The sequence below is a fragment of the Sphingomonas sp. CCH10-B3 genome, assembly GCF_001556185.1.
Taxonomy (GTDB): domain Bacteria; phylum Pseudomonadota; class Alphaproteobacteria; order Sphingomonadales; family Sphingomonadaceae; genus Sphingomonas; species Sphingomonas aquatica.
In genome coordinates, this window is the sequence record NZ_LSIJ01000010.1 from 61,225 (window position 1) to 75,517 (window position 14,293).

Genomic DNA, 14,293 nt, shown 5'->3' on the forward strand with positions numbered 1-14,293 from the left:
CCCCGTTTGACCTTGGCGCTCTCATCCCGCATCACCGCGACCGATGCCACAGGAATCGACCCGCGGACCCTCGGTCGCTTTCGAGCGCGTGTCGAAACGCTATGCCAGCGCTGTGGCGGCCGTTGCCGATGTGTCGCTGACGATCGCAGCGGGCAGCTTCGTCGCGCTGGTCGGATCGTCGGGGTCGGGCAAGTCGACCCTGCTCAAGACGATCAATCGCCTCGTCGAGCCGAGCGAGGGCCGCGTGCTGATGGCTGGCGCGCCGGTCGACGACGAGGAGCCGCACGCGCTGCGCCGACGGATCGGCTATATCTTCCAGAACATCGGCCTGTTCCCGCATTTCACCGTCGCCGAGAATATCGCGATCGGGCTGCGGCTGACCGGCATCAAGCATAATCGCGAGCGGATCGAGGAATTGCTCGATCTGGTCGACCTGCCGCGCGATTTCGCGACGCGCTTTCCCGATGAACTGTCGGGCGGCCAGCGTCAGCGCGTCGGCGTCGCCCGCGCGCTCGCGACCGAGCCGGGGCTGCTGATCATGGACGAGCCGTTCGGCGCGCTCGACCCCGTCACCCGCGACCAGTTGGGCGAGGCGATCCGGGGCCTCCACGACCGGCTGGGGCTGACCACGATCATGGTGACGCACGACATGGCCGAGGCGCTGCTGCTCGCCGACCGCGTGCTGGTGATGGACGCTGGGCGGGTTGTTGCCGATTGCACGCCCGCGCAACTGATCGCGGGCGAGGGCGGGCCGGAAGCAGCCGCGCTGGTCGCCGTGCCGCGCGAACAGGCGCGGCGGCTGCGCGCGCTGGAGCAGGGCGCATGAGTCCCTTCTTAGAGGCGATGCAGCGCGTGCCCGATCTGCTGGCGGCGCATCTGCTGCTGGCGGCCTCGGCGCTGGTGCTCGGCCTCGTGATCAGCCTGCCGCTGGCGATCTGGTCGGCGCGGCGGCCGCTGGTCGCGCGCGCAGCGCTCGGTTTTGCGAGCCTTGTCCAGACGATCCCGAGCCTTGCGCTGCTGGCGCTTTTCTATCCGCTGCTGCTGACACTGTCGGCGCTGGTCGGCGGCGGCATTCCTGCGCTTGGTTTCCTGCCGTCGGTGCTGGCGCTGACGCTCTACGCGATCCTGCCGATCCTGCGGAACGGCGTGACGGGGCTCGCCAATCTCGACCCCGCCGTCATCGAAGCCGCCGACGGCGTCGGCATGACCGGCTGGCAGAAGCTGATGCTGGTCGAGGCACCGTTGGTATCGCCGGTGCTGATGGCGGGCATCCGTACCGCGGCGGTCTGGACGATCGGCGCAGCGACGCTCTCCACCACGGTCGGCCAGCCGAGCCTCGGCGACATGATCTTCGCGGGCCTGCAGACGCAGAATTGGGCGCTGGTGCTCGCCGGCTGCCTGAGCGCGGCGCTGCTCGCGCTTACGGTAGATGCACTGCTCGGCGTGGTCGAACATGGCATTGCCGAGCGCAAGCGCGGGCGCGCGATCGCCGCGCTGGTGGTGCTCGCGATCGGCATTCTCGCCGCGCTCGCCCCGGTGATGCCGACCGGGCAGAAGTCGGTCACTGTCGGCGCCAAGGGGTTTGGCGAGCAGTATATCCTCGCGCGGCTGATCGGCCACCGGCTCGAACGCGCGGGCTACCGCGTGCAGTATCGCGAAGGGCTGGGGTCGGCAGTGGTGTTCGGCGCGCTCGCGAGCGGCGATATCAATGTCTATGTCGACTATTCGGGGACGATCTGGACCAACGAGATGAAGCGGCAGGACGTGCCGCCGCGCGCTGACATCGTCCGCGGGATCGGCACCTGGGCCGCGAAGACGCACGGCATCAAGCTGCTTGGGGCGCTCGGGTTCGAAAACGCCTATGCCTTTGCGATGCGCGGTGACGAGGCGACGAAGCGCGGCATCAAGTCGCTCGACGACCTCGTCGCGCAGGCGCCCGCGCTCAAGCTCGGCTCCGACCTCGAATTTCTTGAGCGCCCCGAATGGGCGGCGGTCAAGCGCGCCTATCCGCTCAAGTTCAAGGCGGCGCAGGCTTACTCGCCGACCTTCATGTACCGCGCGATCGATAGCGGGCAGGCCGATGTGATCTCGGCCTTCTCGTCGGACGGGCGGATCGCCGCGCAAAAGCTGACGGTGCTCAGCGATCCGAAGGGGGCGATCCCCGGCTATGACGCGATCCTGATGGTGACGCGCGCGCATGCCGACGACGCCGATTTCGTGGGTGCGATCCAGCCGCTGGTCGGCGCGATCCCGGTCGATCTGATGCGCGAGGCCAATTACATGGTCGACCGCGACAAGGACAAGGTCAGTCCCGAGCAAGCGGCGCGCTGGCTGGAGGGGAAGCTGGGGCGCTAGGCATCAACTTCCGGCACATCCAGTCGTCGTTGCGAGCGGAGCGAAGCAATCTAGGGTGTGCTCCGGTGTCGCTCTAGATTGCTTCGCTACACTCGCAATGACACGCTAGCATGCAGGGTAGTCAGCTGACGAACCCGATCCGGCGGTGGGTGCTGTCGCAATATGGCTTGTTGGCCGACCCGCCGCAGCGGCACAGCCGCGCCGACGTCACCCGATCGAACGTGCGTCCGGTGCCCGAACACAGCTCGACATCAGATTGTGCTCGATCTCGGCGGCTTCAAACAGGATCGCCCAAAGCTGTTTGCGGGAAGCGGGAACGGGGCGCTGTTCGGTCACCGTGGCTCCTATTGGGTGGCGGCGTCGCGGCGGGCGGGCGCGGGCGCATCCTGCCAGCCGCCGCCGAGCGCCTTGAACAGGCTGATCTGCGCGTCGGCAACCGCAGCGTCAGACTGCGCGCGCGCGGCCCGGGCGCTGGCGCGGTCGCTTTCGGCCTGGATCAGCTGGAGGAAATTGTCAGCGCCGGCATCGAAGCGCAGCCGCGACAGCCGCGCCGCCTCGCTGCTCGACTTTTCGGCGCGGACGAGCGCGGCATTGCGATCGAGCGCGCCGGCATAGCGGGCGAGCGCCTGCTCGGTCTCGTTGAGCGCGGTCAGCACCGCACCGTCGAAGCGCGCGAGACTGGCGTCGGCGGATGCGCGCGCTTGGCGGATGCGCGCCCGCGCGATCGTCTGGTTGGGGAAATTCCAGCTGATCAGCGGGCCGATCGAATAGCGGATCGCGGTCGGCTGGAAAAACTGGCTGCCGCGCGTCGCATTCTGGCCGATGCTCCCGAGCAGCTGGATGCGCGGGTACAGGTCCGCAATCGCGACGCCGATGCGCGCGGTATCGGCGGCAAGGCTGCGCTCGGCCGCGCGAATGTCGGGGCGGCGGGCCAACAGTGCGGCCCCGTCGCCCGCCGGGATCACTGATTTGACGGCGGGCGGCGCGGTGCATTTCGCCGCATCGGCATCAATTTCAGCGGCCGGCCGCCCGGTCAGCGTCGCCAGTGCATAAAGCGCGGCGCGCCGCTCGGCATCGAAACCGGGGAGCTGCGCCTGCGTCTGCGCGAGCAACACATCGGCGCGCTCGACATCGCGCCGTGTGCCGCGTCCGGCGTCGAACAGCGTCGTCGTCAGCTTGAGCGTCTGCTGCTGCAAGTCGACCGTTTCGCGCGCGACGGCAAGCTGCGCGGCATTGCTGCACGCAGTGACATAGGCGCGTGCGGTTTCTGCCGCGATCGACACACGCGCAGCGTCGAGCTGCGCCGCCGATGCCTCGACATCGCCGCGCGCCGCTTCGACCGCGCGCGTCACGCCGCCGAACAGATCGACTTCATAGGCTACGTCGAACCCTGACTGGAACAGATCGAAGCCGAAGGTCTGGACCTGGCCACCCCCGCCACCGAACGCGGCGGCGGCGGCGCTGTTGCCCTGCTGGCGCGAATATTGCGCGCTGAGGTCGGTCGAGGGCAGCCGCGCGCCGCGCTGTTCGGAAAGCACCGCGCGCGCGCGCTGCAGATTGGCGGCGGCTTCGCGAATGCTGGTGTTGTGCGCCAGCGCATCGGCGACGAGCCGGTCGAGCGCCGGATCCTCATAGAGCTGCCACCAATGGTCGGGCAGCGGCTGCGCCGATACCGCAGCGGGTGTGCGGGCGACTTCGGCAAGCGTGCCGCTCGCGCGCGGGGCGGTGCCGGGGCGCTCATAATTGGGCCCGACGACGCAGCCCGACAGCAGCGCCGCAATCGCGACGGTCATCGACCGCTTCATGGCTGCACCTCCGGCTCAGGTTCGGCTGGCGGATCGGCGGGCTTGCGACGATGGAAGTAACGGCTCACCCGGTCGCCGAGCGTGCGGCAGATGACGTAGAAGCTCGGCGTGAACAGCAGCCCGAAGGTCGTCACGCCGATCATCCCGAAAAACACCGCCACGCCCAGCGCGCGGCGCATTTCGGCGCCTGGCCCCGACCCGATTACCAGCGGCAAGGTGCCGAGGATGAAGGCGATCGAGGTCATGATGATCGGGCGCAGGCGCTGGGCAGCAGCATGCTCGGCGGCTTCGCGCAGTTCCATCCCGGCATCTTCATTGGCCTTGGCAAATTCGACGATCAGGATCGCGTTCTTCGCGGCAAGGCCGATCAGCACCACCAGCCCGATCTGCGTCAGGATGTTGTTGTCCATGCCCATCAGATTGACGCCCACGATCGCCGCCAGCAGGCACATCGGCACGATCAGGATGACCGCCATCGGCAGCACGAGGCTTTCGTAATTGGCGGCGAGCAGCAGGAACACGAACAGCACCGCGAGCCCGAACACCAGCGCGCCGGTATTGCCCGCCTGCTGCTGCTCGAACGCCAGCTCCGTCCATTCGAACGACATGCCCGCCGGCAGCGTCTCGCCAGCGAGCTTCGCCATCGTCTGAAGCGACTGGCCGGATGAATAGCCCGGAGCAGTGTCGCCCTGCAGTTCAGCCGCAGGATAGAGATTGTAGCGCACGACGCGATACGGTCCGCTGTCATTCTTGAGCGTCAGCACGGCATCGAGCGGCACCATCGCGCCTGCGGCCGAACGCGTCTTGAGCTTGCCGATGTCGGCGATATCGTCGCGATAGGGTGCATCGGCCTGTGCCGTCACGCGATAGGTGCGGCCAAGGAAGTTGAAGTCGTTGATATAACTCGAGCCGAGATAGGTGCCGAGCGTGCGGAAGATGTTCTGCACCGGCACGCCGAGCTGTTCGGCGCGCGGCCGGTCGATATCGGCGGTCAGGCGCGGGGTACGCACGTTGAAGGTGGTAAAGGTGCCTGCGATCCCGGGGGTCTGGTTGGCGCGCATCATCATCGCGAACGCTGCTCCTTCGAGCGCGGCATAGCCCTGGTTCTGGCGATCCTCGATCAGCATCTTGAAGCCGCCACCGGTGCCGATCCCCGCCACGGGCGGCGGGGGAATGACCAGCAACAGCCCATCGGTCAGGGAACTCATGGCGCCGCGCAGGTCGTTGGCGACCTCGTCCGCTGATTTGCGGTCGCCATGCGGCTTGAGCGCAACGAACATCGCAGCGGCATTGGGCGCGTTCGAGAACGTCGCGCCATCGAGCCCGGCGAACGCGACTGTCCCCGCCGATGCCGGATGCTTGAGCGCGATTGCCTGTGCGCGCTGGAGGAAGTCCGTGGTGCGCTGAAGCGACGCACCCGGCGGCAATTGCGCGGCAACGATCAGATAGCCTTGATCCTGCGCCGGGATGAACCCGGTCGGGGTCGCGGTAAAGCGCCACGCGGTCAGCCCGATCAGCGCGGCATAGACGATGACGATCAGGCCCAGCGTGCGGATCGCGCGCGCGGTAAACCTGCCATAGCGATTGCCGAGGCTGTCGAACGCGCGATTGAAGCCGCGCGCGAACCGCATTCCCCAGCCGCGAATGCCGGGGGCAGGCGGGGGCGCTGCATCGCCGTGCGGCTTGGGCTTCAGCACCAATGCCGCCAGCGCCGGCGACAATGTCAGCGAGACAAACGCCGAAATCGCCGTCGCCGATACGATCGTCAGCGCGAACTGGCGGTAGAATTGCCCCGAAATGCCCGGAATGAAGCTCGTCGGGATGAACACACCGCACAGCACCAGTGCGATCGCGATCAGCGCGCCCGACACTTCGTCCATCGTCTCATGCGCGGCGGCAAGCGGTGACAGTCCCTTTTCTACCATCAGCCGCTCGATATTCTCGACCACGACGATCGCGTCGTCGACGACGATGCCGATCGCCAGCACCATCCCGAACAGCGAGAGGTTGTTGATCGACAGGCCAAAGGCCGCAAGCACCGCGAACGATCCGATCAGCGACACCGGGATCGCGACAATCGGGATCAGCGCCGCGCGCCAGCTTTGCAGGAACAGCAGCACCACCAGCGCGACGAGGATCAAAGCCTCGAACAAGGTGCTCTGCACTTCCTCGATCGACGCTTCGATATATTCAGTCGGGTTATAGGGGATCGCATAGGTCATCCCCGGCGGGAAGCTCTTGGCCGAATTGGCAATTTCCTCGCGCACCGCTTCGGCGGTCGCGAGCGCGTTCGATCCCGGCAGCTGGGTGATGCAGACCGCTGTCGTCGGCTGGTTCGAGAAGAAGGGGTTGATCCCGTAATCCTGCGCGCCCAGCTCGATCCGGGCGACGTCGCGCACCCGCGTCAGCCGACCCTGATCATCGCGCTTGATGATGATCTCGCCGAACTGCTCGGGGCTGGTCAGGCGTCCTTCGGTCTGGATGCCGAGCTGGAAGGCCGTCCCGCCACGATTGAACGGCGGTGCGCCGACCGAGCCGACCGCGACCTGCGCATTCTGGTTGCGCACGGCGGCAGTGATCTCATCGACGGTCAGGTTGCGCGCGGCGGCGAGATCGGGATCGATCCAGACGCGCATGTTATAATCGCGCGCACCGAAAATGCGTGCGCCGCCCACGCCCTGAATACGGCTGAGCCGGTCGATGATCTGCGTCGTCGCATAGTTTGAGATATATTGCTGGCTCAGCGTCTTGTCGGGCGAGAACAAGGTCGCGCACATCAGGATGTCGGGCGAATTCTTGCGCACCGTCACGCCGATCTGGCGCACTTCCTCGGGCAGGCGCGGCTCGGCAGAAGAGACGCGGTTCTGGACGAGCACCTGCGCCTGATCGACATCGGTGCCCTGCTTGAACGTCACCGTGATCGCGATCACGCCGTCGCCGGTCGACGACGACGACATGTAGATCATGTTCTCGACGCCGTTGATCGATTCCTCGAGCGGCGCGGCGACCGTTTCCGCAAGCGTTTCGGCGGTGGCGCCGGGATAGGTCGCGCTCACCACCACCGTCGGCGGCGCAATCTCGGGATATTGCGCGACCGGCAGGATCGGATAAGCGACCAGCCCGAACACGATGATGAGGATCGACAGCACGGCCGCGAAGATCGGCCGGTCGATGAAGAAATGCGGGAAGCGCATGTTACTTGGCTTGCGCTTCGGCGGCGGGCGGTGCCGACAGCGGCGCCGATACCGGCGCGGTATTGGCCGCGCGCGGCTTGAGCACGGTCATTGTCGCTTTGACCGGCATGCCCGGCTGCAGCCGCGTCAGCCCGTTGATGACCACGCGGTCGGTCGGCGCGAGGCCTTCCCTGACAACGCGCAGTCCCTCGACCGGCGGGCCCGTCACGACCGGGCGCGGCGCGACCTTGCCGTCGTTGCCAACGACATAGACGAGCTTGCGCGTCTGGTCGGTGATGATCGCTTCGTCGGGGACAAGCATCGCGCGGTACGTGCCCGAGCCGAGCAGCCGTGCACGCCCGAACAGGCCCGGCGTGAGGAACCCGTCAGGATTGGCGACCACGGCATGCGCGCGGATCGTGCCCGAATTGGCGTCGATTGCATTGTCGACAAAGTCCATCCGCCCGCGCCACCGGTAAGTGGCTTCGTCGGCAAGCTGGATCTCGATCGGGTTCGGCGCATCGCGTGACGACCGGCGAGTGCCTTCCTTGTCCTGCCGTCGATATTTCAGATAAAAACTCTCGGCGCCGTCGAACGAAAACCAGATCGGATCGGTCGAGACGACGCGCGTCAGCACGGTCGTTCCCTCCGCCACCAGATTGCCGCGGCTCACGCGCCGGTCGGAAATCCGACCGCTGATCGGCGAGCGCACGGTCGTGAAACCCAGATTGAGCGCTGCCGTCGATGCCTGTGCGCGGCCGGCCGCGACATCGGCGCTGGCGGTGCGGGCCGCCGCCAGCTTCTGCTCATATTCTTCCTTGGAGATCGCCTGCGCTTCGAGCAGCGTCTTCGCGCGGGCCAGTTCGGTCTGCGCATTGGCAAGCGCGGCGCGCGCGCGGTTGGTCTGCGCTTCGGCTTGCGCGAGTGCGGCGCGATACGGGCGCGGATCGATTACGAACAGCGGCTGACCCTGCCGCACATATTGGCCATCGGCGAACAACACCCGGTCGATCGCGCCCGACACGCGCGGACGCAGCTCGACGTCCTGAATCGCCTCGAAGCGGCCGATATACTCGTCCCAGTCGACGATCTGGCGCTGCAGCGGCGTTGCGACCGTGACTTGGGTCGGCGGGGGGGCAGGCGGGGCGGCGCCATTCGAGCATGCGGCGAGCGCGCCGCCCATCGCTGCAGTCACGACTCCGCCGCGAACCCAAAACATGCGCATCAGAGCGTCCCCTGTCGATATGGGTCGTGCCCCGACCCGTGAAACTGGTGCCGCGATGCTGCACATGCTCACAGAGTTTTAGGTGCGAATTCGTCTTGTGCTTTGCAAGGGGCGTAATGAAAACATTTGGTTACACAAATGCGACATGGGGCGACGGCGTCAAAAACCGAGGTAAGGCCGCATCAGCAGCGCGCCGAGCCAGCCGGTCATCACTGCCAGCAGCAACAAGGTGCCGAGGATGCCGACCGAGCGGCCAATCGTCAGCCCATTGTGCGATCCGCGCAGGCCGAACGCATGAAAAACCCGCACGGCGACGAACAGTGCCGCCACGATCGACAGCGCCAGCGGGTCAGCGGCATTGGCTTCGAGCAAGGCAATCAGCGCAAGGCCGATCGGCAGATATTCGGTAAGGTTGCCATGTGCGCGGCTGGCAGCGATCAGCCCGGGGTCACCGGCGTCGCCGAACGGCGCGCGCAGCATCATGCGGTGAGTGATGGTGTTGGCTGCGAGCGCGAGCAGCAGCAGGCTGAGCGCGGTCGCAGTGGCCGCGGTGATCATGAAGTGCATTCCGGCTCCGGCGTTAGATGGCGGGACCCGGTGTATCGGGCGGAATGCGCCCGGCTGCAAATCCTATCAGGCGGCGCGGCGTCCGGTCTGCACGATCCAGGCGCGGGCCTGGCGCTGCGCCTCGGCGATTTCGCGCGCGGTCATGTCCTCGGCGATGTCGCTGCGGCATGCCTGCGCGGCTTCGCTGCCCCATACTGCTGCCAGGTTGAACCATTTATGCGCTTCGATCAGGTCGATGGCGATGCCGCCAGCCCCCGTCGAATACAGGATCCCCAGATCGTAACAGGCATTGCAATCGCCGCGCGCTGCATCGGCGATCCGGCTTTCGATCAAAAATGTCGCGCTCTTCAGGCTATGTGCCATCGCTGCCACCCCATTTTACCCCACGACGGGGATTGTGGCGCGAAGAGCTTCAACAAATGGTTAACGCGATTAACCCTGTTCGATAATTTCGACCGCGACGTTGTCGATCAGCCGCGTGCCGCCCATCCGCGCGGCCGCCAGCAGCCGCAGCGGGCGGGCGAGGTCAGTCGAGGGCACCAGCGTCTCGGCGTCGACCAGCGCGACATAATCGATGGCTTCGAACCCGCCGTGCGTGAGCGCCGTCTCTGCCGCCGCCAGTGCCGCCTGGGCATCGCCGCCGCGACCGATCGCCCGCGCCGCATCGCCGAGCGCGCGCGGCAGCGCCACCGCGCGCGCGCGGTCCTCACCGGTCAGATAGACGTTGCGCGACGACAGCGCGAGCCCGTCATCCTCGCGCTGGGTCGGCACGCCGATGATCTCGATGCCAAGGTCGAGATCGACGACCAGCCGCCGGATCACCGCGAGCTGCTGAAAATCCTTTTCGCCGAACAGCGCGACATCGGGACGGACCTGATTGAACAATTTGGTGACGACGGTCGCGACGCCGTCGAAATGGCCGGGCCGGGCCGCACCGTCGAGCCCTTCGCTGACGCCGCCGACCGAAATGTTGGTCGCAAAGCCGCTCGGGTAGATTTCCTCGACACCGGGCAGCCACAGCAAGGCGCAGCCCGCCTCGGCGAGCATCCGGCTGTCCTGCAGCTCACGGCGCGGATAGCGCGCGAGGTCCTCATTGGGTCCGAATTGGCGCGGATTGACGAAGATCGAGGCGACCACCTTGTCGGCGACACGCTTGGCGGCTTCGACCAGCGCGATATGCCCGGCGTGCAGCGCCCCCATCGTCGGCACCAGCGCAATCCGGGCGCCCTCGGCGCGCAGCGTGGCGATTTCCTGACGGAGTTGAACAAGCTGACGGATGGTTTGCACGCGCGTTTGGCCTTCGATAAGGGGACGAGCGCGGCCTTCTATGGGGGGAGCCCGCGCCGATCAACAAGGGAAGCGGCTTGGCCAAAACGCACGTCATTGTGTTTGCCAATGAAAAGGGCGGTACCGGCAAGTCGACGACGGCCGTCCATGTCGCGATTGCGCTTGCCGCCAAGGGTGCGCGCGTTGCTGCCTATGATCTCGACCATCGCCAGCGCACGCTCGGGCGCTACCTCGACAATCGCACAGCGACGATCAAGCGGCTCGGCCGCGACCTGCCGATGCCCGCCTATCAGACGCACGATGGCGCAAGCCTCGATCGGTTCAACGAGCAGGTCGAGGCGCTGCGCAGCGATGCCGATTTCCTGATCATCGACACGCCCGGCCGCGATGATCCCTTCGCTCGAGCCGCGGTGCAGCAGGCCGACACGCTGGTCACGCCGATGAACGACAGCTTCGTCGATTTCGATCTGATCGGGCAAGTCGACCCGACCACCTTCCGCGTCACCCGGCCGAGCTTTTATGCCGAGCTGATCTGGGACGCGCGCAAGGCCCGCGCCAAGGCCGATGGTGCGACGATCGACTGGGTCGTGCTGCGCAACCGGCTCCAGCATATCGAGGCGCGCAACATGCGCCGGGTGTCGGACGCGCTCAGCCAGCTCGCAAAGCGCGTGGGCTTCCGGGTCATTCCCGGCCTTGGCGAGCGCGTCGTCTATCGCGAAATGTTCCCCAATGGCCTGACGCTGATCGATTCGCGCGATTTCGGCGAGATGGGGCTTGGCCATGTCGCCGCGCGCCAGGAATTGCGCGAGATGATGGCCGCGCTCGGACTGCCCGAGCCTGCCTTGCCGTTGTTCGCCTGATGGCCAAGCTGCTGCTCTTCGCGGCGCTTGCCGCCGCCGCTTATTGGTGGCTGCGGCCCTATCTGACGCCGCGCCGCGCCGATCGCGGGCCGCGCTTTGAACGCAGCCTCGACGAAGCCGAAGCACGCGCGATCCTGGGCGTCACCGCGACCGACGATGCCGAAGCGATCCGGGCGGCCCACCGGCGGCTGGCGGCGGCGGTGCACCCCGATCGCGGCGGCTCGACCGAACTCATGCGCCGGATCAATCTGGCGCGCGACGTGTTGCTCAAATCCGGGGCGCAGTGACGCCCGAAACCCCAGCCAAGAGGCTTTCCCAACCGATGACGCACCAGTTCGACCGCACCTCGCTTCGTGAATATGACATTCGCGGTATCGTCGGCAAAACGCTCGGGACGGCGGATGCCACCGCGATCGGTCGCGGCTTTGCGACGCGCGTGCGCCGCGCGGGCGGTACCCGCGTCGCCGTCGGCTATGACGGGCGCACGACGTCGGTCGAACTCGAGGCGGCGCTGGTCGAAGGGCTGACCGCGAGCGGCGTCGACGTCGTGCGGATCGGCATGGGGCCGACGCCGATGCTCTATTATGCCGAGGCGACGCTAGAAGTGGATGGCGGCATCCAGATAACCGGCAGCCATAATCCCGCCGAGTATAACGGCTTCAAGATGGTGCTCCAGCATCGCCCGTTTTTCGGCGACGACATCCAGGATCTGGCGCGGCTCGCCGCCACCGGCGACTGGGAGACGGGCGCGGGCACCGTCGACGCCGCCGATGTGATGGACGATTATGTCGGGCGGCTGATGGCGGGCTATGCCGGCGGCGCGTACCGGATCGGCTGGGACGCGGGCAATGGCGCCGCCGGGCCAGTGATCGAGAAGCTCGTCAAGCTTCTGCCGGGTGAGCATCACCTGCTGTTCACCGATGTCGACGGTAATTTTCCCAACCATCATCCTGATCCGACTGAGGAAAAAAACCTCGCCGACCTGAAACGCCTTGTCGCTGACAAGCAGCTCGATTTCGGACTGGCTTTCGACGGCGACGGCGACCGGATCGGCGCGATCGACGGGCAGGGCCGGGTGATCTGGGGCGACCAGCTTTTGTCCATTCTGGCCGAACCGATCCTGCGCGAGCTGCCCGGCGCGACGATCATTGCCGATGTGAAGGCCAGCCAGGCACTGTTCGACCGGGTCGCGGAACTCGGCGGTGCGCCGTTGATGTGGAAGACCGGCCATAGCCTGATCAAGACCAAGATGCGCGAAACCAATGCGCCGCTGGCCGGCGAGATGAGCGGCCACATCTTCTTCGCGCACGACTATTATGGCTTTGACGATGCCCAATATGCCGCTGTCCGGCTGATCCGCGCGGTCCATATGATCGGCAAGTCGATGACCGAGATCCGCGGCGCGATGCCCGCGCTCGTCAATACGCCCGAAATGCGCTTTCAGGTCGATGAGAGCCGCAAGTTCGCCGTGATCGACGAAGTGCTGGCGCGGCTTGAGGCCGAGGGCGCGCAGGTCGACCGTACCGACGGCGCGCGGGTGTCGACGCCGGACGGCTGGTGGCTGTTGCGCGCGTCGAACACGCAGGATGTGCTTGTCGCGCGGGCCGAGGCGCGGACCGAGGAAGGCCGCGACCGGTTGCTGGCGATGATCGACGCGCAACTGGCGGCAAGCGGCCTGCAGCGCGGCCCGCAGGCCGCGCACTGAACGGCGCCCCGTTCAGTCGAACTCGTCGCAGCTGATCGCGTAGCGGCGACGGCAGGGAATCATCGCGGCCGCCACAATGGTTTCAAGGATGGCCGCCGCCGGTGATGCCCCAATGGCGCAACGATTGCGGCGCCGGCTACGCGCGCCCGGCGGGTCAGCTATTGCTGCCGCCGCGCGGCTTGACGATCCAGTTGCGCTTGGCCAGCCGCAACATCGGCACGCCGCAATAGACGCAGACGCTTTCGAACTTTTCCGATCCTTCCGGCCGGAATGCCCGGCTGGCTGAGCGCTTGTGTTCGCCCGTCAGGCAGCGCGCGCGACCTGCAATCCAGCCGATCATGTCCGATAGCCTTCAGTTTCCCGCATCCATTCCTCCTGGCACGGCAAGTTTTTGATTGTCAGCCAAGAATCATAAACTCGTTTCGCAGGCGCTGGAAGGGGTGGTATTCGTACCCAACAGGCGCCACCTAGCGGCATGGCCGTTGCCCCCCAGATCATCCGCGTCATCGATCTCGAAACCACGGGCCAGGCGCCGCCCGCGCACGGCGTGTGCGAAATCGGCTGGCAGGATGTCGCGCTCGGTCGCGACGGCCGCTGGGCGTTGCACGGCGACGGCGGCGCGCTGTTCGTCAATCCGGGACGGCCGATCCCGGCGATCACGCAGGCGATCCACCATATCCTTGACGAACAAGTCGCCGAAGCGCCTTTCTGGCATGATGTCGCACGGCCCGTGCTCGATCCCTGGCCGCGTCGCGTCGCGCTGGCTGCGCACCGCGCCGATTTCGAGCAGCAATTCTGCACGGCGTCGCTGACGCACGGTGCCGACTGGATCTGCACCTGGAAGTGCGCGCTGCGGCTCTGGCCCGATTCGCCATCCTTCTCGAACCAGGTGCTGCGCTACTGGCGCCGACCCGAAGGGCTGGAGCATGAGCGCGGGCTGCCGGTGCACCGCGCCTTTCCCGACGCCTATGTCACCGCGCACCATTTGCGTGACATGCTCAATCTGGTCGATGTCGCGCAGCTGATCGAATGGTCGAATCTGCCGGGGCTGTTGCCGCGCGTGCGAAATGGTCCCGACCGCGGCAAGGAATGGCACGAGCTGGAGGACGAAACGCTCGCCGTCTTCGCCGCCGATCGCGATCCCGATGTCCGCTACACGGCTGAGAGCGAACAGGCGCGGCGGCGCGGCGGCGGCGCGATCCGCCGACCAACTGGGCAGGGCGCGCTGTTCTGATCGAGCCGGCAGCTTTGGCAGCCGTTCTCTTAGCAGACCCAATTAAGCTGCACAAAACCGCCCCTCTTGGCCATGATTAGAG

15 protein-coding genes are annotated in these 14,293 nt (G+C 66.6%); 6 read left to right on the forward strand and 9 right to left on the reverse strand.

Translation table 11 applies throughout. The annotated features are described in order from the left end of the window. Positions 1 to 43 precede the first annotated feature (43 nt). Both AX672_RS03020 and AX672_RS03025 read left to right on the forward strand, forming a co-directional pair. Positions 44 to 826: an ATP-binding cassette domain-containing protein gene (locus tag AX672_RS03020; protein ID WP_066648014.1), complete on the forward strand. Its 783-nt coding sequence runs from the start codon at positions 44 to 46 to the stop codon at positions 824 to 826. Continuing rightward, the gene (locus AX672_RS03025) at positions 823 to 2,355 is read left to right on the forward strand and encodes an ABC transporter permease/substrate-binding protein (protein ID WP_066648016.1); all 1,533 of its coding nucleotides are present in this window, start codon (positions 823 to 825) and stop codon (positions 2,353 to 2,355) included. Before AX672_RS03020 ends, AX672_RS03025 begins: the two co-directional genes overlap by 4 nt. Positions 2,356 to 2,476: 121 nt before the next feature. On the opposite strand, the gene AX672_RS19250 is transcribed toward AX672_RS03025, so the two are convergent. The 8 genes from AX672_RS19250 to panC all read right to left on the reverse strand — a co-directional run bounded on the left by AX672_RS19250 (position 2,477) and on the right by panC (position 10,412). Continuing rightward, positions 2,477 to 2,566 (reverse strand): CDGSH iron-sulfur domain-containing protein, encoded by a 90-nt coding sequence (locus AX672_RS19250; protein WP_372587560.1) that lies wholly within the window; start codon positions 2,564 to 2,566, stop codon positions 2,477 to 2,479. Then, entirely contained in the window at positions 2,563 to 2,691 is a 129-nt protein-coding gene (locus AX672_RS19175) for a hypothetical protein (protein WP_269454020.1), read from the reverse strand. Before AX672_RS19175 ends, AX672_RS19250 begins: the two co-directional genes overlap by 4 nt. Before the next feature lie 8 nt (positions 2,692 to 2,699). Then, complete coding sequence (locus AX672_RS03030; RefSeq protein WP_066648019.1) at positions 2,700 to 4,160, reverse strand: efflux transporter outer membrane subunit; 1,461 nt, start codon at positions 4,158 to 4,160, stop codon at positions 2,700 to 2,702. Beyond that, positions 4,157 to 7,354 (reverse strand): efflux RND transporter permease subunit, encoded by a 3,198-nt coding sequence (locus tag AX672_RS03035; RefSeq protein WP_066648022.1) that lies wholly within the window; start codon positions 7,352 to 7,354, stop codon positions 4,157 to 4,159. The genes AX672_RS03030 and AX672_RS03035 overlap by 4 nt, the downstream gene beginning before the upstream one ends. Before the next feature lies 1 nt (position 7,355). Then, positions 7,356 to 8,558 carry an efflux RND transporter periplasmic adaptor subunit gene (locus AX672_RS03040; RefSeq protein WP_231731134.1) on the reverse strand — a complete coding sequence of 401 codons (1,203 nt, stop codon included), beginning with the start codon at positions 8,556 to 8,558 and terminating at the stop codon, positions 7,356 to 7,358. A 159-nt stretch (positions 8,559 to 8,717) separates the two neighbouring features. Beyond that, positions 8,718 to 9,116 (reverse strand): MAPEG family protein, encoded by a 399-nt coding sequence (locus AX672_RS03045; protein ID WP_202189218.1) that lies wholly within the window; start codon positions 9,114 to 9,116, stop codon positions 8,718 to 8,720. Positions 9,117 to 9,191: 75 nt separating this feature from the next. After that, entirely contained in the window at positions 9,192 to 9,488 is a 297-nt protein-coding gene (locus AX672_RS03050; RefSeq protein ID WP_066648027.1) for an SEL1-like repeat protein, read from the reverse strand. A gap of 69 nt (positions 9,489 to 9,557) precedes the next feature. Next, positions 9,558 to 10,412 carry a pantoate--beta-alanine ligase gene (gene panC, locus AX672_RS03055; protein WP_066648029.1) on the reverse strand — a complete coding sequence of 285 codons (855 nt, stop codon included), beginning with the start codon at positions 10,410 to 10,412 and terminating at the stop codon, positions 9,558 to 9,560. A 77-nt stretch (positions 10,413 to 10,489) separates the two neighbouring features. Between panC and AX672_RS03060 the strand changes: the two genes are divergently transcribed. Genes AX672_RS03060 through pgmG form a run of 3 tightly spaced genes read left to right on the forward strand, consistent with a single transcriptional unit; the run spans position 10,490 to position 12,977 of the window. Beyond that, complete coding sequence (locus AX672_RS03060) at positions 10,490 to 11,272, forward strand: division plane positioning ATPase MipZ (protein ID WP_066648031.1); 783 nt, start codon at positions 10,490 to 10,492, stop codon at positions 11,270 to 11,272. Then, positions 11,272 to 11,559: a DnaJ domain-containing protein gene (locus tag AX672_RS03065; RefSeq protein ID WP_066648046.1), complete on the forward strand. Its 288-nt coding sequence runs from the start codon at positions 11,272 to 11,274 to the stop codon at positions 11,557 to 11,559. The genes AX672_RS03060 and AX672_RS03065 overlap by 1 nt, the downstream gene beginning before the upstream one ends. A 35-nt stretch (positions 11,560 to 11,594) precedes the next feature. Further along, on the forward strand, positions 11,595 to 12,977 hold the full coding sequence (gene pgmG / locus AX672_RS03070; protein WP_066648048.1) for a phosphoglucomutase/phosphomannomutase PgmG: 1,383 nt from the start codon (positions 11,595 to 11,597) through the stop codon (positions 12,975 to 12,977). A 154-nt stretch (positions 12,978 to 13,131) separates the two neighbouring features. Here the strand turns inward: pgmG and AX672_RS03075 are convergent, their stop codons facing one another. After that, on the reverse strand, positions 13,132 to 13,317 hold the full coding sequence (locus AX672_RS03075) for a hypothetical protein (protein WP_066648049.1): 186 nt from the start codon (positions 13,315 to 13,317) through the stop codon (positions 13,132 to 13,134). Positions 13,318 to 13,452: 135 nt separating this feature from the next. Here AX672_RS03075 and AX672_RS03080 point away from each other — a divergent pair, with 135 nt between their 5' ends. Then, on the forward strand, positions 13,453 to 14,211 hold the full coding sequence (locus AX672_RS03080) for a 3'-5' exonuclease (RefSeq protein WP_066648053.1): 759 nt from the start codon (positions 13,453 to 13,455) through the stop codon (positions 14,209 to 14,211). Positions 14,212 to 14,293: the final 82 nt, after the last annotated feature.

Bases quoted from the DNA above. Each gene is read 5' to 3' on its own strand.
- AX672_RS03030 (WP_066648019.1), bottom strand. From the start codon at position 4,160: ATGAAGCGGTCGATGACCGTCGCGATTGCGGCGCTGCTGTCGGGCTGC.
- AX672_RS03035 (WP_066648022.1), bottom strand. From the start codon at position 7,354: ATGCGCTTCCCGCATTTCTTCATCGACCGGCCGATCTTCGCGGCCGTG.
- AX672_RS03080 (WP_066648053.1), top strand. From the start codon at position 13,453: ATGGCCGTTGCCCCCCAGATCATCCGCGTCATCGATCTCGAAACCACG.
- AX672_RS03075 (WP_066648049.1), bottom strand. From the start codon at position 13,317: ATGATCGGCTGGATTGCAGGTCGCGCGCGCTGCCTGACGGGCGAACAC.
- AX672_RS03025 (WP_066648016.1), top strand. From the start codon at position 823: ATGAGTCCCTTCTTAGAGGCGATGCAGCGCGTGCCCGATCTGCTGGCG.
- AX672_RS03020 (WP_066648014.1), top strand. From the start codon at position 44: ATGCCACAGGAATCGACCCGCGGACCCTCGGTCGCTTTCGAGCGCGTG.
- pgmG (WP_066648048.1), top strand. From the start codon at position 11,595: ATGACGCACCAGTTCGACCGCACCTCGCTTCGTGAATATGACATTCGC.
- AX672_RS03040 (WP_231731134.1), bottom strand. From the start codon at position 8,558: ATGCGCATGTTTTGGGTTCGCGGCGGAGTCGTGACTGCAGCGATGGGC.
- AX672_RS03050 (WP_066648027.1), bottom strand. From the start codon at position 9,488: ATGGCACATAGCCTGAAGAGCGCGACATTTTTGATCGAAAGCCGGATC.
- AX672_RS03065 (WP_066648046.1), top strand. From the start codon at position 11,272: ATGGCCAAGCTGCTGCTCTTCGCGGCGCTTGCCGCCGCCGCTTATTGG.
- AX672_RS03045 (WP_202189218.1), bottom strand. From the start codon at position 9,116: ATGATCACCGCGGCCACTGCGACCGCGCTCAGCCTGCTGCTGCTCGCG.